The sequence below is a fragment of the Nocardia sp. NPDC058499 genome (assembly GCF_042719915.1).
GTDB lineage: Bacteria > Actinomycetota > Actinomycetes > Mycobacteriales > Mycobacteriaceae > Nocardia.
This window is the reverse complement of record NZ_JBHXMZ010000001.1, coordinates 1,018,432-1,035,324: the sequence shown is the minus strand read 5'-3', so window position 1 is coordinate 1,035,324 and position 16,893 is coordinate 1,018,432. Positions and strand designations below refer to the sequence as shown.

17 protein-coding genes are annotated in these 16,893 nt (G+C 66.9%); 8 read left to right on the top strand and 9 right to left on the bottom strand.

Features of this window, described 5'->3' with window-relative positions; translation table 11 throughout:
* Window positions 1–40: 40 nt before the first annotated feature.
* Genes ACFWPH_RS04795 through urtA form a run of 6 tightly spaced genes read right to left on the bottom strand, consistent with a single transcriptional unit; the run spans window position 41 to window position 5,566 of the window.
* The gene (locus ACFWPH_RS04795) at window positions 41–742 is read right to left on the bottom strand and encodes a GntR family transcriptional regulator (RefSeq protein ID WP_378748112.1); all 702 of its coding nucleotides are present in this window, start codon (window positions 740–742) and stop codon (window positions 41–43) included.
* A gap of 10 nt (window positions 743–752) precedes the next feature.
* The gene (gene urtE, locus ACFWPH_RS04790) at window positions 753–1,445 is read right to left on the bottom strand and encodes an urea ABC transporter ATP-binding subunit UrtE (RefSeq protein WP_378748111.1); all 693 of its coding nucleotides are present in this window, start codon (window positions 1,443–1,445) and stop codon (window positions 753–755) included.
* Between the two features lie 5 nt (window positions 1,446–1,450).
* Window positions 1,451–2,257 (bottom strand): urea ABC transporter ATP-binding protein UrtD, encoded by an 807-nt coding sequence (urtD, locus tag ACFWPH_RS04785; RefSeq protein WP_378748110.1) that lies wholly within the window; start codon window positions 2,255–2,257, stop codon window positions 1,451–1,453.
* Window positions 2,254–3,372, bottom strand: coding sequence for an urea ABC transporter permease subunit UrtC (urtC, locus tag ACFWPH_RS04780; protein WP_378748109.1), 1,119 nt, complete (start codon window positions 3,370–3,372; stop codon window positions 2,254–2,256). Before urtC ends, urtD begins: the two co-directional genes overlap by 4 nt.
* Window positions 3,369–4,256 (bottom strand): urea ABC transporter permease subunit UrtB, encoded by an 888-nt coding sequence (gene urtB, locus ACFWPH_RS04775; protein ID WP_378748108.1) that lies wholly within the window; start codon window positions 4,254–4,256, stop codon window positions 3,369–3,371. Before urtB ends, urtC begins: the two co-directional genes overlap by 4 nt.
* 5 nt (window positions 4,257–4,261) lie before the next feature.
* The gene (gene urtA / locus ACFWPH_RS04770) at window positions 4,262–5,566 is read right to left on the bottom strand and encodes an urea ABC transporter substrate-binding protein (protein ID WP_378748107.1); all 1,305 of its coding nucleotides are present in this window, start codon (window positions 5,564–5,566) and stop codon (window positions 4,262–4,264) included.
* A gap of 232 nt (window positions 5,567–5,798) precedes the next feature.
* On the opposite strand from urtA, the gene ACFWPH_RS04765 reads away from it, so the two are divergent.
* Together ACFWPH_RS04765 and ACFWPH_RS04760 are read left to right on the top strand one after the other, a co-directional pair.
* Window positions 5,799–6,404, top strand: a complete 606-nt coding sequence (locus ACFWPH_RS04765; protein ID WP_378748106.1) for a ClpP family protease — start codon at window positions 5,799–5,801, stop codon at window positions 6,402–6,404.
* Window positions 6,405–6,561: 157 nt separating this feature from the next.
* Window positions 6,562–7,152 (top strand): ClpP family protease, encoded by a 591-nt coding sequence (locus ACFWPH_RS04760; RefSeq protein WP_378748105.1) that lies wholly within the window; start codon window positions 6,562–6,564, stop codon window positions 7,150–7,152.
* 203 nt (window positions 7,153–7,355) lie between these two features.
* Here the strand turns inward: ACFWPH_RS04760 and ACFWPH_RS04755 are convergent, their stop codons facing one another.
* On the bottom strand, window positions 7,356–7,724 hold the full coding sequence (locus tag ACFWPH_RS04755) for a helix-turn-helix domain-containing protein (RefSeq protein WP_378748103.1): 369 nt from the start codon (window positions 7,722–7,724) through the stop codon (window positions 7,356–7,358).
* A 236-nt stretch (window positions 7,725–7,960) separates the two neighbouring features.
* Entirely contained in the window at window positions 7,961–8,278 is a 318-nt protein-coding gene (locus ACFWPH_RS04750) for a hypothetical protein (protein ID WP_378748102.1), read from the bottom strand.
* Between the two features lie 343 nt (window positions 8,279–8,621).
* Here ACFWPH_RS04750 and ACFWPH_RS04745 point away from each other — a divergent pair, with 343 nt between their 5' ends.
* From ACFWPH_RS04745 to ACFWPH_RS04730, 4 genes are all read left to right on the top strand, one after another.
* The gene (locus tag ACFWPH_RS04745; protein WP_033241329.1) at window positions 8,622–8,825 is read left to right on the top strand and encodes a cold-shock protein; all 204 of its coding nucleotides are present in this window, start codon (window positions 8,622–8,624) and stop codon (window positions 8,823–8,825) included.
* Between the two features lie 560 nt (window positions 8,826–9,385).
* A complete protein-coding gene (gene serA, locus ACFWPH_RS04740; RefSeq protein ID WP_378748101.1) occupies window positions 9,386–10,984 on the top strand; it encodes a phosphoglycerate dehydrogenase in 1,599 nt (532 codons plus the stop codon).
* A gap of 248 nt (window positions 10,985–11,232) precedes the next feature.
* Window positions 11,233–12,240 carry a 3-isopropylmalate dehydrogenase gene (locus ACFWPH_RS04735; protein WP_378748246.1) on the top strand — a complete coding sequence of 336 codons (1,008 nt, stop codon included), beginning with the start codon at window positions 11,233–11,235 and terminating at the stop codon, window positions 12,238–12,240.
* Window positions 12,241–12,346: 106 nt separating this feature from the next.
* Window positions 12,347–12,949, top strand: coding sequence for a Uma2 family endonuclease (locus tag ACFWPH_RS04730; RefSeq protein ID WP_378748100.1), 603 nt, complete (start codon window positions 12,347–12,349; stop codon window positions 12,947–12,949).
* A 154-nt stretch (window positions 12,950–13,103) separates the two neighbouring features.
* Here ACFWPH_RS04730 and ACFWPH_RS04725 read toward each other — a convergent pair whose 3' ends face one another.
* Window positions 13,104–14,330 carry an MFS transporter gene (locus ACFWPH_RS04725; protein ID WP_378748099.1) on the bottom strand — a complete coding sequence of 409 codons (1,227 nt, stop codon included), beginning with the start codon at window positions 14,328–14,330 and terminating at the stop codon, window positions 13,104–13,106.
* 187 nt (window positions 14,331–14,517) lie between these two features.
* Here ACFWPH_RS04725 and ACFWPH_RS04720 point away from each other — a divergent pair, with 187 nt between their 5' ends.
* Entirely contained in the window at window positions 14,518–15,279 is a 762-nt protein-coding gene (locus ACFWPH_RS04720; protein ID WP_033241333.1) for a fumarylacetoacetate hydrolase family protein, read from the top strand.
* A 13-nt stretch (window positions 15,280–15,292) separates the two neighbouring features.
* A complete protein-coding gene (gene gltX, locus ACFWPH_RS04715) occupies window positions 15,293–16,768 on the top strand; it encodes a glutamate--tRNA ligase (RefSeq protein WP_378748098.1) in 1,476 nt (491 codons plus the stop codon).
* Window positions 16,769–16,893 lie beyond the last annotated feature (125 nt).

The window sequence follows — 16,893 nt, the reverse complement described above, 5'->3', positions numbered from 1 at the left end:
TCGGCGTGGACAGTGCCGGCTACCGGAGTAGCCGGGAAATTCAGGTTTTGGTCGCGCGGGCCAGGCGGGTCAGCTGGAGTACCTGACCGGCTCGGTCGGCCACCACGCGACGGGATTGGTCGATATGGGCGAGGAGCTGCGCACGGGCGTTGGCGAGGTCGCGCTCCAGGACGGCTTCGCCGATGGCGATGTGCTCGTCGATGGTGGCGAGCATGCGATCGGGGGTCAGATAGTCGAACATCCGGACCGGGCGGATCCGGGCGTTCACCGTGCGCAGGGCCTCGGTGAGGGCGTGATTGCCCGAGGATTCCAGCAGGACGGTGTGGAACTGCTCGTCGGCGTCGACGAAACCGGCATCCGGTTCCGGGGGCGCGGTGCGGAAGGCGCGCCACCGGTCGATCTCCGGGCCGAGTACGGCCCGGTCGTGGCCCAGATCCGGATCGTCGAGGACGCGGGCGATGCCCTGCACTTCCAGGGTGATCCGCAACTCGTAGTAGTCACCCAGGGTGTCCAGGCGGGGCCGGTACGGGAACAGGCCGGCGTCACGACGTTCGACGAGGCCGTCGGCCTGCAACCGGGCCAGCGCCTCCCGCACGGGGGTGCGGGAAACGCCGTACCGGTCGGCCAGCCGTTCCTCGCCGAGCCGCTCGTCCGGTGCCAGCGCACCGCCCATGAGTTCGTCGCGCAACGCCTTGTACACAGTGTCGCTACGGGATTCGCGTTTGCTTCGTGGTTCGGTCACGACGCGCAGCCTAAAGAGTCATGGCGGCGCGAACGGTATCGACGGCACCGGCACCGCCCTCCCCGGTCGAGGTGACCCGGCCGCTCTCCAGCACGTAGTACCGGCTCGCCGCGCGCAGCGCGAAACCGATGTGCTGTTCCACCAGCAGCACCCCGAGCCCACCGCGACCCACCAGTTCGGTGATGGTGTTCTCGATCTCGGCGACCACCGACGGCTGGATGCCCTCGGTGGGTTCGTCGAGGATGAGCATGCGCGGTTCGGTGATGAGCGCCCGGGCGATGGCCAGCTGCTGGCGCTGCCCGCCGGACAACAACCCGGCGCGGCGGTTGAGCAGATCCTTCAGCGCGGGAAACAGATCCAGCTGCTCGTCGATCAACGCCGCGCCCCGTTTGCGGCCGTCGGCCACCACGCGCAGGTTCTCGGCGGTGGTGAGATGACCGAAGCACTGCTGGCCCTGGGGGACATAGGCGACCCCACGCTTTACCCGCGCACTGGGGCGTAACGAGGTGATATCGGCGCCGTCGAAACGAATCCGGCCCCGACCGGTTTTCACCAGCCCCACCGCGGCACGCAACAGGGTGGTCTTCCCGGCCCCGTTGTGTCCCATGATCGCGGCGACCCCGTCGGCCGGGACCTCGATCCCGACTCCGTGTACTACCTCGGTGCGGCCGTAACCGGCGTGGACATCGATGAGTTCCAGCATCGCGGTCACCTTTCCTGTTCTTCCGCGCCGGCGGCGGTGCCCAGATAGGCCTCCTGTACCGCGGGATCGGCCTGCACCTCGGCCACCGACCCCTCGGCGAGGATTGCGCCGCGCGCCAGCACCGTCACCGAGGTGGCGAAGTTGCGCATGAAATCCATATCGTGTTCGACCACCACCACCGTGCGTTCACCACCGATACGGCGCAGCAGGTTCCCGGTTTCCTCCCGCTCCTCCTGGCTCATCCCGGCGACGGGTTCGTCCAGCAGCAGCACCGAGGCGTCCTGAACCAGCAGCATGCCGATTTCGAGCCACTGTTTCTGGCCGTGGGCCAGCGTTCCGGCGGGTTTGTTCCGCAACTTGGTGAGCCCGATCGTTTCCAGCGCCCGCTCGGCCGATTCCGAAACCTCGGCCGGGCGGCGGCGCAGCATGGTCCACACCGACCGCCCCGCGCCGGCGGCGATATCCAGGTTCTGCAGGACCGACAGCTCCTCGAACACACTCGCCGTCTGGAAGGTGCGGCCCACACCCAGCCGGGCGATCTGATGCACCTTCTTGCCCAGTAGTTCGACCCCGGATTTCTGCACCGACCCGGTGGCCGGCACCAAACCGGTGATCGCGTCGATGATGGTGGTCTTTCCGGCACCGTTGGGTCCGATGAGGAACCGCAGGTCACCCTGGAAGAGGGTCAGATCGACATTCGATACGGCCTTGAATCCGTCGAATTCGACGCTCAGTCCCCGGACCTCCAGGTAATCGCTGTGCATTCCGGCGTTACCACCGGCGACCGGTGCGGTGGTCGTTTCCTGAGTCATGACGGCACTCCTACCGGGGTAGCGGCTGCGGGTTGCGGCGCCGGCCCGGGCGGTGCCGGATCCTCGTCCGCACCCCGTTTCCGCCGTCGCAGCAAGGTGACCAGGCCCGCCAGGCCCGCCGGGAAGAACCCGACCACGACGATGAAGAGGATGCCCTGCGCATACACCCAGCCCGAGGGGAAGCTTTCCGACAGGCTGGTCTGCGCCCAGGCCACCGCGATCGCACCCAGTACCGGGCCCAGCAGGGTGGTGCGGCCACCGATCGCGACCCCGGTGAGGAACGCGATGGACGGCACGATCCCGATATCGGCGGGGGAGATGATCCCCACGATCGGTACGAACAACGCCCCCGCGATACCGGCGAACAACGCGGCAACCGCATACGCGACCACTTTCACGTTGGCCGGGTCGTAGCCGAGGAAACGCACCCGTTCCTCCTGATCGCGCACCGCGACCAGCAGTTCGCCGTACCGGCTGTACATCAGCTGCCGGGTCAGCGCCACGATCACCAGCAGGGTGCCCGCCGCGATGAAGAACACCAGCCGCCGGTTGATCGGATCGTTGAGCGCCAGCCCGAAGAAACTGCGGAACCTGTTGAGCCCGTTGCTGCCGCCGGTGGACTGCTGGCCCACCAGCAGGATCGCGAAGGCCGCCGCCAGCGCCTGCGACAGGATCGCGAAATAGGCGCCTTTGACCTTGCGTTTGAACACGCCCAGTCCCAGCAGGACCGCCACCAGCGGCGGAACGATCAGAATGCCCAGGATCGTCACCACCGGCGACGAGAACGGAACCCAATACGCCGGCAGCTCACCGATTCCCGCGATCTGCATGAAATCGGGTACGTCGTCACCGCGCAACTGGGCGTCGGAGATCTTCAGATGCATCGCCATGATGTAGGCGCCGAGCCCGAAGAACACACCCTGGCCGAGGGTGAGCATTCCGCCCCGCCCCCAGGCCAGACCGATCCCGACCGCGACGATGCCGAAGCACAGGAACTTACCGAGCAGATTGAGCCGGAAATCGGACAGCACTGCGGGCGCCACCGCGAACAGCAGAACCGCGGCCAGTGCGAACCCCGAATAGACCTTCCAGCGGGTGGTCAGGAATTCCCTCATACCAGACTCCTCGACCGGATCATGAACAGTCCCTGCGGCCGGACCTGCAGGAAGATCACGATGACGACGAATACGATCACCTTCGCCACCGAGGCGGTGGTGCTGTATTCGATGAACGAATTCAGCAGACCCAGCGCCACCGCGGCCAGTACCGCGCCCCGGATCTGCCCGAGACCGCCGATCACCACCACCAGGAAGGCGTCGACCAGATAGTTGGCGCCGGTATTGGAACTGGTGGAACCGATCAACGTCAGCGCCACACCCGCCACACCGGCGAGACCGGAACCGATGAAGAACGTCGTGATATCGGTGCCGCGGCTGGAGATCCCGCTCGTTTCGGCGAGATCACGATGCTGCACCACCGCCCGGATACGCCGGCCCATCGCGGTGTACTTCATGGTCACCGCGATGGCCGTTACGCACAGCACCGCGAGCAGCATGATGAAGATCCGGGTCTTGGGGACCACGGCCCCCAGGATCTCCACCCCACCACCGAGCCACTCCGGGGTCACCACGCGGACCGCGGGCGCACCGAAGATATCCCGGGCCGCCTGCTGCAGGATCAGGCCCACACCGAAGGTCACCAGCAGGGTGTCCAGCGGCCGGTTGTACATCCGTTTGATCAGCGTCACCTCGAGGACGACACCCATGAGACCGCCGACGAGGAACCCGACCAGCAGTGACACGATCAGTGAGATATCGGTGTCGGAGACCAGATACGTCTGCACCGTGTAGGCCGTATACGACCCCGCCATGATGAACGCGCCGTGGGCCATGTTGATCACGCCCATCTGCCCGAAGGTCAGCGACAACCCGAGGGCCGCCAGCAGCAGAATGGAACCCAGGCTCAGGCCGGTGAAAAGCTGCCCGACAAGTGCTTCCATCCGGATCAGCCCCCGAGTCCCTCGGCCCACGAGTAGCCGGCCAGGTACGGGTCGGGTTCGATGGCCTCGCCGGAATCCCAGACGCTGTAGATCAGGCCGTCGGGCCGGATCTCACCGATCCGGGCGGTTTTGGTGATGTGGTTGTTCTCGCCGTTGATCGTGACCGTGCCCTCCGGCGCCTCGAAGCTCACACCGCCGGCCGCTTTCTGTACATCTTCGACAGCGAAGGACTGCGCCTTCTCCACCGTGTTCTTCCACAGGTAGACCGAGGTGTAGGCGGCTTCCATCGGATCCGAGGTGGGCTTGGCCGCACCGTATTTCGCCTTGTAGTCCTTGACGAAGGAGTTGTTGGCCGGGGTGTCGACGGTCTGGTAATAGTTCCAGGCGGTCAGCTGGCCGACGATATTCTGGACGCCGATACCGCCGACCTCCTCCTCGGCGATCGACACCGAGACCACCGGCATTTCCTGCGCCGTCAGGCCGACATTCTTGTACTCGCGGAAGAACGCGACATTGGAGTCGCCGTTGAGGGTGTTGAACACCGCGTCCGCGTCGGCGGCCCGCACCTTGTTGACGATGGTCGAGAAATCGGTGGACCCGAGCGGGGTGTAATCCTCACCCTTGATCTCGATCCCGTTGGCCTCCGCATAGGCCTTGATGATGCGGTTCGCGGTCTGCGGGAACACATAATCGCTACCCACCAGGTACAGCGATTTCACGCCGCGACCCTTCAGATAGTCCAGCGCCGGCACGATCTGCTGGTTGGTGGTGGCGCCGGTGTAGAAGATGTTCTCCGACGATTCCAGGCCCTCGTACTGCACCGGGTAGTACAGCAGCGCGTTGCGGTCCTCGAACACCGGCAGCATCGCCTTACGGCTCGACGAGGTCCAGCCACCGAAAACCGCAGCGACACAATCACTGCTGATCAGCTTCTCGGCTTTCTCGGCGAAAACCGTCGGCTCCGAGGCGCCGTCCTCACCCACCAGTTCGATCTGCTTGCCCAGCACGCCGCCGGCGGCATTGATCTGATCGACCGCGAGCCGGATGGAATCCCGGACGGTGACCTCCGAGATCGCCATGGTGCCCGACAGCGAGTTCAGCGAACCCACTTTGATCGTGGGACCCGATGTGTCGACACAGGTTTGGACACTCGCACCGGCCTGCTCGGAGGCCGAGCTACCGCAGGCGGTGGCGGCCAGTGCGGTAACACAGAGGGCGACCGGCAGGGCGAGCAGTTTGCGCCTCCGGCTCCCGCCCCTCCGGCGGATCGCCGCAGCACTTGTGGGTTCTTCGGTTCTGGCTGCATTCATGACCGTTCGGCCTCCACTCCGGAAAAGGTCAGGCCCGCTGACTCGCTATCGGCTCGCTGTATACAGCGGCGTATACGAGGAATTACGCTAAAGACACTGTGTTTCCGTGACGTATCCCTGCGTGAAACCTCCGTATCCATCGCCCGACCTCGCACGGCCCCGCTGCTGAGAGCAGATCCGCTCACAGCAGCGTGCGGTTCCGGTTCCCGCGCAGGTCGGGCACCGTGAAGATATGGCTCACGACGATAAAACCCCGCTGTTCGGCTGGCGCGCCCGCGAACAACTGCTGGCCCGCCGCATCCTCGTTCTCGACGGCCCCCTCGACGACGACAACGGCACTCTGCTGGCCACTCAGCTGCTCACCCTCGCCGCCGAAGACGCCGACGCGGGAATCTCCCTCTGGATCCACTCACCCGGCGGATCGGTACCGGCCATGCTCGCCATCCGCGACGTCATGCGCCTCGTACCGTGCCCCGTCTCCACGCTCGCACTCGGCCTGGCCTGCAGCGCGGGACAGTTCCTGCTCTCCTCCGGAACCCCCGGAAAACGCTTCGCGCTCCCGCACGCCCGCATCCTGATGCACCAGGGGTCGGCCGGAATCGGCGGAACCGCGGTCGACGTCGAGGTCCAGGCCGACGATCTGCGCTACACCGTGGAAACCGTGCTCGGCCTGATCGCCGCAGACACCGGCCAACCCTACGACCAGGTCTACGAAGATTCCCTGCACGACCGCTGGTTCAGCGCCACCCAGGCAAAGGACTACGGGTTCATCGACCATATCGTCGGCGAATTCGGTCAGGTCGTCCCGCCGCGGCAACGCGTGGGGATCTCCGCATGAGCGGACGGCGACGGCATCGAACATCACCACCGCGACGCCTGGCCACGCACGACGGAAGCGATATGACCCGCCCCCACCCGGAAGTAGATCGCGTCACCGCGAGGACTGTTTTCGATCGCCCGGCGGGCTTTCAACCCGGATACGAAGGGGACAACCGATGAGTACCTACACGATTCCCAATGTGATCGCCCAGCATCCGCGCGGCGAGCGCATCACCGATATCTATTCGCACCTGCTGGCCGAGCGGATCGTCTACCTCGGCACACCCATCGACTCCGGGGTCGCCAACGCGCTCATCGCACAGTTACTGCATCTGGAGTCGGAAAGCCCCGGCCAGCAGATCGAGTTCTATATCAACTGCGAAGGCGGCGACCTGTCGTCGATGCTGGCCGTCTACGACACCATCCAGCACATCGGCGCCCCCGTACACACCACATGTGTCGGCCAGGCCATCGCGGTCGGCGCGGTCCTGCTGGCCGGCGGCGCTCCCGGACATCGCGCGATGCTCCCGCACGCCCGGGCAGTCCTGCACCAACCGGCCGCCCGCGGCCAGGGCGCCATCCCGGACCTGATCCTGCAGGCCGACGAACTGGTCCGGATGCGCGCCGAAATCGAGTCGATCCTGTCCCGGCACACCGGGCAGGCCCCCGAACAACTCCGCCGCGATACCGACCGAGACCGGGTCTTCACCGCCTCCGCCGCCGTCGACTACGGCCTCGCCGACACCGTCCTGACGCCACGGGCGTGAAAGCGAGTCCGGCCGGGAAGCTTCGAGGCAGCCGAGCAACCGATCGTCGAGGACCTCGACCTCTGCCCGGTCGTTGGTGAGGCAACTCGTGTGGCACCGACAGCTGTATCGGGCCGAGGGAAAGCCTCGGCTCGGCCTGTCCGGAACCTCGCGTTCGCGGCGGCCGCCGTCGCTGTTCGCTGGGTCTGTGGCGGGCGGTGTGATCAGGCGGCGCGCAGCATGGTCACGCCTGTGGCGCCCGGGCGCTCGGCGGCGGGGCGGCGCCGGAAACGAAGTTCGTGGGCGACCTGTTCGGTAAGTGCACCGAGCGAAGTGCCGAGGGCGCCGGCCAATGCGGCGATCATTTCGCTCGACGGTTCCTTGCGGCCGCGTTCGACCTCGGAAAGGTACTGCGGCGAGATCCCGGCCCGCTGCGCGGTTTCCGCCAGGGTTTCGCGCTGATCGTTGCGCAGGGCGCGTAACCGGCCGCCGAGCACCTCGCGCCACAGCGGTTCGGGTTCGTCCGCCGGCTGCCGATGCGCCGGCTCGTCCCGGCCACCGGGGATTGCGATCAATCTGCGCGGCTCGGTCATGGGTCGAGCTTAGGTTCGCGGCCGGCGAGGCCGATACCGGTTACGCTCTCGGCGTAACCGTGGCCGGCGACCGTGTCCGGAACCAGGCCCGGTCGCCTGTGAGAGGCGCTGCGCACCAGCCGGTTCGGCTGTTGCCCCGGCAGGCCCGATCGGGATGTTGCTGCCCGTTCCGTTGCTGCGGACAAGGAAGCTCGGGCCCGCATTCCTGCGAATTCGGAATGCGGGCCCGTGCGCGATCAGCTGCTGCCGAACGCTCCGCGCAGGATATGGCGGAACCAGTCCGCCGGATCGTCCCAGCCGTGCTGGTGGCCGCGGTCCCAGTGCCGGTCCCGATCCCGGTGGTGGTCGCGGTCGCGATCCCAGTGCCGGTCGCGGTCGCGGTCGCGGTCCCAGTGCCGGTCGCGATCACGATGATGGTCCCGGTCGACCTGGGTGTAACCGGGGGCCGCGGGGTCCGCCGCGGCGGGGGCGGCGACCGCCGCCAAGGGGAGCAGGGCAATGGCGCCCGCGATAACGACCCGGCGGGTCGCGAATGTTCGTTTCGTGCGGAACACTTCGTATCCTCTCGAACTCCAGCCGCGGCGCGGCAGGGGAATCCGCGCCGAATCGGCGACAGGGCCTCACAATCGCGCAATCGGTGCCGGTATGTCACCGATTTTCGCGGAAATCATCCCTTGGAACTACGGGGCATCCCTGGGGCGACCCCGAGCCCGGAGGAAGCGGGGAGACGAGCGCCACCATGCTGGTCATATCGTGCGCGATATCACCGCGTTCTGCCTCACAAACAGCGGTTTCGGAGGTGCCGGAACTTCCCGCGACATGGCATCGTTGTCATAGAGATCAGGCGGATCGACCGAGATCCGGCTGGCTCGCAACAGAAAGTATGAAGTAAGTAACATGGCTCAAGGCAGCGTGAAGTGGTTCAACAGCGAGAAGGGCTTCGGCTTTATCGCGCAAGACGGGGGCGGACCTGACGTCTTCGTGCATTACTCGGCAGTCGCCGGCTCCGGCTTCCGGACCCTCGAAGAGGGACAGCGGGTGGAGTTCGAGATCGGGCAGGGCCAGAAGGGTCCGCAGGCTCAGGATGTTCGCTCCATCTAAGTGATGTGACGAAATGACAGGGCCCCGCACCTCGAGGTGCGGGGCCCTCGTCGTGTCCGGGGAGATGGGGCCCTCGTCGTGTCCGGGGAGATGGGGCCCTCGTCGTGTCCGGGGAGATGGGGCCCTCGTCGTGTCCGGGGAGATGGGCCCTCGTCGTGTCCGGGGAGATGGGCCCTCGTCGTGTCCGGGGAGATGGGGCCCTCGTCGTGTCCGGGGAGATCCGGCCTGGCGCGCCTCGCCCGGTCTGTCGGAGCCGGCGCTCGGAGTTCGCGCCCGGCGTCTCCGAGATGCTGTGGTGTCTGTTCCTCGGCTGATCCGCCGACCCGATACTCCGGTCTCCGGCGGTGCCGGCGGGCGGGACGTCGGCCGTCCGGGCAGGTTGCACGTCAGTCCCGGGCCGGTCATGAGCGTGATTCCGCCCACCCGCCGGGCCGGGTCCGCACAGGTCGCGCCACCTCCGGATGCGGCCGACGGTGAGGGGGCGGGCCACGGCCGGATTCGCTGGAACTAAGCTTGGCCGCGTCAACTGGCCGTCCCCCCTCATCCAGGAGAACCCCACCGTGAGCCAAGCAGGCCGTCCTGTAGTTCTGATCGCCGACAAGCTCGCCCAGTCGACCGTCGATGCGCTCGGTGACGGTGTCGAGGTCCGCTGGGTCGACGGCCCGGACCGGCCCGCCCTGCTGGCGGCGGTGCCGGAGGCCGACGCGCTGCTCGTGCGGTCCGCCACCACCGTCGACGCCGAAGTCCTCGAGGCCGGCAAGAACCTGAAGATCGTCGCCCGGGCCGGGGTCGGCCTGGACAATGTCGATGTCCCCGCCGCCACCGAACGCGGTGTCATGGTCGTCAACGCGCCCACCTCCAATATCCACACCGCGGCCGAACACGCCGTCACGCTGATGCTGAGCGCCGCCCGCCAGGTCCCGGCCGCCGACGCCACCCTGCGTGAGCACACCTGGAAGCGCAGCAGCTTCAACGGCGTGGAGATCTTCGGCAAAACGGTCGGTGTGATCGGCCTCGGCCGGATCGGGCAGCTGTTCGCCGCGCGCCTGGCGGCCTTCGAAACCAAGGTCGTCGCCTACGACCCCTACGTCTCCCCGGCGCGCGCCGCCCAGCTCGGCATCGAACTGCTCACCCTGGACGAGGTGCTGGAGCGCGCCGACCTCATCTCCATCCACCTGCCGAAGACCCCGGAAACCAAGGGTCTGCTCGGCAAGGAATCGATTGCCAAGACCAAGCCGGGCGTGATCATCGTCAACGCCGCCCGCGGTGGCCTGGTGGACGAGGCCGCGCTGGCCGACGCCATCAAGTCCGGCCATGTCCGGGCCGCGGGTATCGACGTCTACGAAACCGAGCCCTGCACCGACAGCCCGCTGTTCGAACTTCCGCAGGTCGTGGTGACCCCCCACCTGGGCGCCTCCACCAGCGAAGCGCAGGACCGGGCCGGCACCGATGTGGCGAAATCCGTGCTGCTGGCCTTGGCCGGTGAATTCGTTCCCGGCGCGGTGAATGTCACCGGCGGCGTGGTCGGCGACGAAGTGGCGCCCTGGCTGGACCTGGTCCGCAAACAGGGCGCGCTGCTGGGTGCGCTGGCCGACGAACTGCCGGTGAGCCTCGAGGTGCAGGTCCGCGGCGAGCTGGCGGCCTCCGAGGTCGAGGTGCTGCAACTGGCCGCGCTGCGCGGCGTGTTCTCCGCCCACGTCGACGACCAGGTCACCTTCGTCAACGCCCCGGCGCTCGCGCAGGACCGCGGCATCAGCGCCGAGGTCACCACGGTCACCGAAAGCCCCAGCCACCGCAGCCTGGTGGATCTGCGCGCGGTCTTCGGCGACGGCCGCACCATCAACGTCGCCGGCGCACTCACCGAACCGGCCCAGGTCGAGAAGATCGTCAACATCAACGGCCGTAACTACGATATGCGCGCCGAGGGCATCAACCTGGCCGTCCTCAACTACGCGGACCAGCCGGGCGCGCTGGGCAAGGTCGGCACCGCCCTGGGCGCCGCCGAGATCGATATCCTCGCCGCCCAGCTCACCCAGGACGCCAACAAGGAAGGCGCCACCGTGGTGTTGCGGGTCAACAAGGAGGTCCCCGAATCGGTGCGCGCCGATATCGCGGCCGCCGTGGGCGCCGGCAAGGTCGCGCTGGTCGACCTGTTCTGATGTAGCGGTGCGCTGCCGCGTCGTTCGACGGGCGTGGGCGAGGTCCAGCGTGGTTACGCTACGCTCCTGCGGGCCCGAATCGCCGCGCCGAGTTCCGGCGGGCGGCGCGCAGCGTCGCGCGAATCCGCCCGGGTGTTCCGCGCCCGGGCGGCCCGCGCACAAACACTGTCCCAGCGGCGGCCACCCCCGGCCCGCCGGCCGCGGCCCGCTCCGCTCGCGGCACGTCGTATCCAGAAAGCGTGGTTGTCATGAAGCTCGCCGTGATCCCCGGTGACGGTATCGGCCCGGAGGTCGTCGCCGAGGCGCTCAAAGTACTCGATGTAGTAGTGCCCGGTGTGGAACGCACCGAATACGATCTCGGCGCCAAGCGCTACCACGCCACCGGCGAGATCCTGCCGGAAACGGTGCTGCCGGAACTGAAACAGCACGACGCGATCCTGCTCGGCGCGATCGGCGACCCGTCGGTACCCAGCGGCCTCCTCGAACGCGGCCTGCTGCTGCGCACCCGGTTCGCGCTCGACCATCACGTCAACCTGCGGCCCTCCAAGCTGTACCCGGGCGTCGGCAGCCCGCTCGCCGGTAACCCGGAGATCGACTTCGTGGTCGTCCGCGAGGGCACCGAAGGTCCCTACACCGGCACCGGCGGCGCCATCCGGGTCGACACCCCGCACGAGGTCGCGACCGAGGTCAGCACCAACACCCGGTTCGGTGTCGAACGCGTGGTCCGCTACGCCTTCGCCAAGGCGCAGACCCGGCGCAAACACCTCACCCTCGTGCACAAGACCAACGTCCTGGCCTTCGCCGGGTCGCTGTGGCAGCGGACGGTGGACGCGGTGGGCGCCGAGTTCCCCGACGTCGTGGTCGCCTACCAGCACATCGACGCCGCCACCATCCATATGGTCAACGATCCGGCCCGCTTCGACGTGATCGTCACCGACAACCTGTTCGGCGATATCATCACCGACCTCGCCGCCGCGGTGAGCGGTGGTATCGGCCTGGCCGCCAGCGGCAATATCGACGCCACCGGCACCAACCCGAGCATGTTCGAACCGGTCCACGGCAGCGCCCCCGATATCGCCGGCCAGTCCAAGGCCGATCCGACCGCCGCCATCCTCTCGGTCTCCCTGCTGCTGGAGCACAAGGGCGAAACCGCGGCCGCCGCCCGCATCCAGGACGCGGTCGCCAAGGATCTGTCGGGCCGCACCGGAAGCACCTCGACCACCGAGATCGGCGACCGGATCGCCGCCGCGCTCTGACCTGGAAGTTCCGCACTTTCGGCAACGAAATCGGTATGCGTCTCCGATACCATCGGGGATACCTGGGCGTATCCCCGATGACCGGCCCGAGCGCTTGGAGGGCAGCATGACCGCGTGGCGCGCCACCAGTGAGGCAGGCTTCGGCCCGTACACGGTGCTGGATCTGTACGACCTGCCGGAAGACGGCAAAGGGTTCGAACTCGAAGACGGGTGGTTGGTCGAGGTGGCAGCGGGGGCGCGACACAACTACATCGGCTGGTCGTTGGCTCGGCAAATCCGTAACGCTGCGGAGGACGCGGACGCATTGGTCTGCGATGGCGGTGAGTGGGAGATCAGCACACCCTCCGGTGTCCGTAAACCCGATGTCTTCGTGATACCGAAAGCTGTCGCCAGGGCAGCGATTATCGACGAGTGGCCGAAGCTCATCCCGGGCATGGATGTGCAGTTGGTGGCCGAAGTCGTGGCACCGGGCAGTGGAAGCGAGCGTACCGACAGGGTCCGCAAGGTTCGGGAGTACGCAGGGCTCGGTATCCCGCAGTATTGGATAGTCGAACATCAGCCGCAGATCCAGATTCATCGGGGCGTCCTCGATGGCGGCGCCTATCGATGGGAGCCGCCGGTAGGCGAAGGGCGCGAGTTCGCCGTCGAGTTCGAGGTCGATATCCCGGTCCGGGTGTGGTTCGATCCAGCGGACCTCATCGATATCTGACGGTCCGGATAGCCGGCCAGGTCCGTGGAGTCATCGTCGTCCGCGCCGGTGGGTTGCGTACCGGCAGTGCTCGAGAACTGCTCCGGTCGAAGTGCGCGGCCCCGGTCCGACCCGCTGCGAAACGAGCCCCGCTCGGGCCCCGGCGGCGGTCCACTTACTTCGGGAGATTCTCCGAACCCGATGGCACCAGTGGGACAGCCACCGCGGCCAAGGCAGCCGCCGCCAAATAGGCCGCGGGGAATCCGGTGGCGGTGATCAGACCGCCGAACACCGGCGGGACCGCGGCGATCATCAGGTTCTGGCCGGTGTTCTGGATGCCGAGGCCGCGGCCGCTCCAGTACGGGCCGGCGAGTTCGGCGATGGCGGTGAAGGCCAGACCGTTGTCGGAGACCGAAACCACCGAGGCGATCACCATCAACGGGATCGCGGCCCACCACCATTCGGTCCAGGCGGTCAGCGCCAGCATGGCCATGGTGGTGACCGCGGCGACGGCGATCAGGCGCAGGGGACGCATCCGGCTGCCGACGCGATCGGACCACGCGCCCGCACCGATCCGGCCCAGTGCGCCGAGTACTTGCGTGCCGGTGACGAGGGCACCGGCGGCGGCCAGCGACCATCCGATATCGCGGTGCAACCACAACAGCGCGAAGGTCCAGACGGTGCCCTGTGGGATGACCAGCAGAATGGACACTCCGTGGATACGCCAGAGAGTGCCGCCGGCGCGGTACGGGTTGGCGCCGGTGGACTCCGCACGCGACGGGCGGGGCGGGTCGACTATGCCCAACAAGCAGCCGACCGCCGCCAGACCCGCAAGGATCGCCGGCACGAACAGCGCGGAAGCCACCCCGGCACTGTCCGCGACCAGCGGAATGGACAATGCGCCGATACCCACACCGATCGGCTGGCCGGTCTGCCGGATACCCATCGCCAGGCCGCGTCGTTCGGGCGGGAACCAGCCGACGATCACCCGGCCGCTGGCGCCGTTGGTGCTGGCGGCGCCCATACCGCCGAGGAACAGCAGAACCCCCAACAGGGGATAGCTCGTCGTGAAGGCGGCCGCGGTGCCGGCAGCGCACATGATCAGCGGTCCGGCCACCAGCGCGATGCGCTCACCGAGCCGGTCCACCAGATAACCCCAGGCGATGAGGGTGCAGCACAGTCCCACCGTCGGCAGTGCGACCAGCAGGCCGGCCGTCGGCAGCGGCATACCGCCCGCGGTGAGCGCCGGCAGCAGGAACGGGACACCATGGACGAAGATCGCGCTCGAGGTCTGGGCGAACACCCCGAGGGCGAGCATGAGCCAGCGGCGTGCGGAGGAGACCGGTAACGGCCGGTGTCCCGGCTCGGCGGCTCGGGCGACCGCCCGTGAACTGTGTGCCATAGTTCCCCATCTCGGAATACAGCAGCACATCTCAATATATGGGAAGTGCTTCTCAAATCATGAACTTTCGGCCACCGTACACCCGCCGGCCGCGGTTGTACCAGGCGGTGTCACGCTTTTCACCGGCCCACGTGCCGACCGGTCGGGCGCATTCGGGCTGGTGAACCCGGCTGGATAGACTTCGGGCATGCGTCTAGGTCGAGTTGCCAGCCCCGACGGGGTCGCTTTCGTCGCCATCGACGGCGAGACCGCCAAAGAAATCGCCGAACACCCGTTCGGCACTCCGACGTTCACCGGCCGTAGCTGGCCGCTGGCCGATATCCGCCTGCTCGCCCCCATCCTGGCCAGCAAGGTGATCTGCATCGGCAAGAACTACGCGGCACACGCCGCCGAATTCGGCGGACAGGCACCGGAGGAACCGGTGATCTTCATCAAACCGAACACCTCCATCATCGGGCCGAACGTGCCCATCCAGCTGCCGCCCAACTCCTCCCGGGTCGACTTCGAAGGCGAGCTGGCGGTCGTGATCGGGCGCCCCTGCAAGGACGTCGCCGCGGCCCGCGCCAAGGATGTGATCCTGGGCTACACCGTCGCCAACGACGTCACCGCCCGCGATCAGCAAGCCCAGGACGGACAATGGACGCGGGCCAAAGGGTACGACACCTTCTGCCCGCTCGGCCCCTGGATCGAAACCGAACTGGATCCGGCCGATCTCGAGATCACCACCGAACTCGACGGTGAAGTGAAGCAGCGCAGCACCACATCGCTACTGCTACACGATATTCCGGAAATCATCGAATGGGTGACCCGGGTGATGACCCTGCTGCCCGGTGATGTGATCCTCACCGGCACACCCGAAGGCGTCGGCCCGATGAAAGACGGGCAGAGCGTGTCGGTGACCGTCGCCGGAATCGGAACACTCACCAATCCTGTTGCCGCCAAACGCTGAACGAAAGAGAGACATGACAAACGTACGGGTCCGTTTCTGCCCGTCGCCCACCGGGACACCGCATGTCGGGCTCATCCGCACCGCGCTGTTCAACTGGGCCTACGCCAAACACCACGGCGGAACCTTCGTCTTCCGAATCGAAGATACCGATGCCGCACGGGATTCCGAGGAATCGTATCTGGCGCTCCTGGACGCATTGCGCTGGCTCGGCCTCGAATGGGACGAGGGCCCCGAAATCGGTGGACCCTATGCGCCGTACCGGCAATCGCAGCGCCGCGATATCCACCTCGACGTGGTGCAAAAACTGCTGGAAGGCGGCGAAGCATACGAATCCTTTTCCACGCCAGCAGAAGTCGAAGAACGTCACCGCGCGGCCGGACGTGATCCGAAACTGGGCTACGACAATTACGACCGCGACCTGACAGCCGAACAGATCGCCGAATACAAAGCCGCCGGCCGCGGCGCCGTGGTCCGGCTGCGTATGCCCGACACCGATCTCACCTGGAACGATCTCGTCCGCGGCGAGACCACGTTCAAGGCGGGCACCGTCCCCGATTTCGCCCTCACCCGCGGCACCGGCGACCCGCTCTACACACTGGTCAACCCGGTAGACGACGCGACCCAGCGAATCACCCACGTCCTGCGCGGCGAAGACCTGCTCTCCTCCACCCCGCGCCAGCTCGCCCTCTACGCTGCCCTGCGGCGTATCGGCGTCACCGATTTCACCCCGGAATTCGGGCACCTGCCCTTCGTAATGGGACAGGGCAACAAGAAACTCTCCAAACGCGACCCCGAATCCAACCTGTTCCTGCACCGCGACCGCGGCTTCATCCCCGAAGGTTTGCTGAATTACCTCGCACTCCTCGGCTGGAGCATCGCCGACGACCACGATGTGTTCACCCTGGACGAGATGATCGCCGCCTTCGACATCTCCAAAGTCAACTCGAACCCGGCCCGCTTCGACCAGAAAAAAGCCGACGCGATCAACGCCGAACATATCCGGATGCTCGCCCCCGCCGATTTCGCTGGACGGTTGCGCGAATACTTCGTCCGGCACGGATATATCGGTGAGGAAATCGACGAAAAAGTATTCGCCGAAGCCGCCGAACTCGTTCAGACCCGAATAGTCGTACTCGCCGACGCCTGGGATCTGCTCCGATTCCTGTTCGCCCCCGCCGCCGACTTCGCAATCGACCCGGCGGCCGGAAAGAAAAACCTCGGAGAAGGTAGCCGGCCGGTACTGGACGCGACAGTCGACGCACTCGAACCACTCACCTCCTGGACCGCTGCCGAAATTGAAGAAGCGCTGAAAACAGCGCTCATCGAGCGGCTCGAACTGAAACCGAGAAAAGCGTTCGCACCGGTACGGGTTGCGGTCACCGGATCACATATCAGCCCGCCGCTCTACGAATCCATGGAACTGCTCGGCCGGGAAGAATCCATGCGCCGGCTGCGCGCCGCACGCGAATGGGTCGCACCCAGCGAATAACCCGCCCGGCGGGGGGGGGGGTGCCCCGCCCGCCCCCCCCCCCGGGACGCCTGGGTTGGGACCCCCCCCGATCTCGCCCCCCCCACCCCCCTACCCCCCCCCCCCCCCCCCCCCCCCCACTCCCT

Excerpts from the sequence above, each read along its gene's own strand:
- urtE (WP_378748111.1), bottom strand. The coding sequence starts at position 1,445 with ATGCTGGAACTCATCGATGTCCACGCCGGTTACGGCCGCACCGAGGTA.
- urtD (WP_378748110.1), bottom strand. The coding sequence starts at position 2,257 with ATGACTCAGGAAACGACCACCGCACCGGTCGCCGGTGGTAACGCCGGA.
- urtC (WP_378748109.1), bottom strand. The coding sequence starts at position 3,372 with ATGAGGGAATTCCTGACCACCCGCTGGAAGGTCTATTCGGGGTTCGCA.
- urtB (WP_378748108.1), bottom strand. The coding sequence starts at position 4,256 with ATGGAAGCACTTGTCGGGCAGCTTTTCACCGGCCTGAGCCTGGGTTCC.
- urtA (WP_378748107.1), bottom strand. The coding sequence starts at position 5,566 with ATGAATGCAGCCAGAACCGAAGAACCCACAAGTGCTGCGGCGATCCGC.
- ACFWPH_RS04765 (WP_378748106.1), top strand. The coding sequence starts at position 5,799 with ATGGCTCACGACGATAAAACCCCGCTGTTCGGCTGGCGCGCCCGCGAA.
- ACFWPH_RS04760 (WP_378748105.1), top strand. The coding sequence starts at position 6,562 with ATGAGTACCTACACGATTCCCAATGTGATCGCCCAGCATCCGCGCGGC.
- ACFWPH_RS04755 (WP_378748103.1), bottom strand. The coding sequence starts at position 7,724 with ATGACCGAGCCGCGCAGATTGATCGCAATCCCCGGTGGCCGGGACGAG.
- ACFWPH_RS04745 (WP_033241329.1), top strand. The coding sequence starts at position 8,622 with ATGGCTCAAGGCAGCGTGAAGTGGTTCAACAGCGAGAAGGGCTTCGGC.
- ACFWPH_RS04735 (WP_378748246.1), top strand. The coding sequence starts at position 11,233 with ATGAAGCTCGCCGTGATCCCCGGTGACGGTATCGGCCCGGAGGTCGTC.
- ACFWPH_RS04730 (WP_378748100.1), top strand. The coding sequence starts at position 12,347 with ATGACCGCGTGGCGCGCCACCAGTGAGGCAGGCTTCGGCCCGTACACG.
- ACFWPH_RS04725 (WP_378748099.1), bottom strand. The coding sequence starts at position 14,330 with ATGGCACACAGTTCACGGGCGGTCGCCCGAGCCGCCGAGCCGGGACAC.
- ACFWPH_RS04720 (WP_033241333.1), top strand. The coding sequence starts at position 14,518 with ATGCGTCTAGGTCGAGTTGCCAGCCCCGACGGGGTCGCTTTCGTCGCC.
- gltX (WP_378748098.1), top strand. The coding sequence starts at position 15,293 with ATGACAAACGTACGGGTCCGTTTCTGCCCGTCGCCCACCGGGACACCG.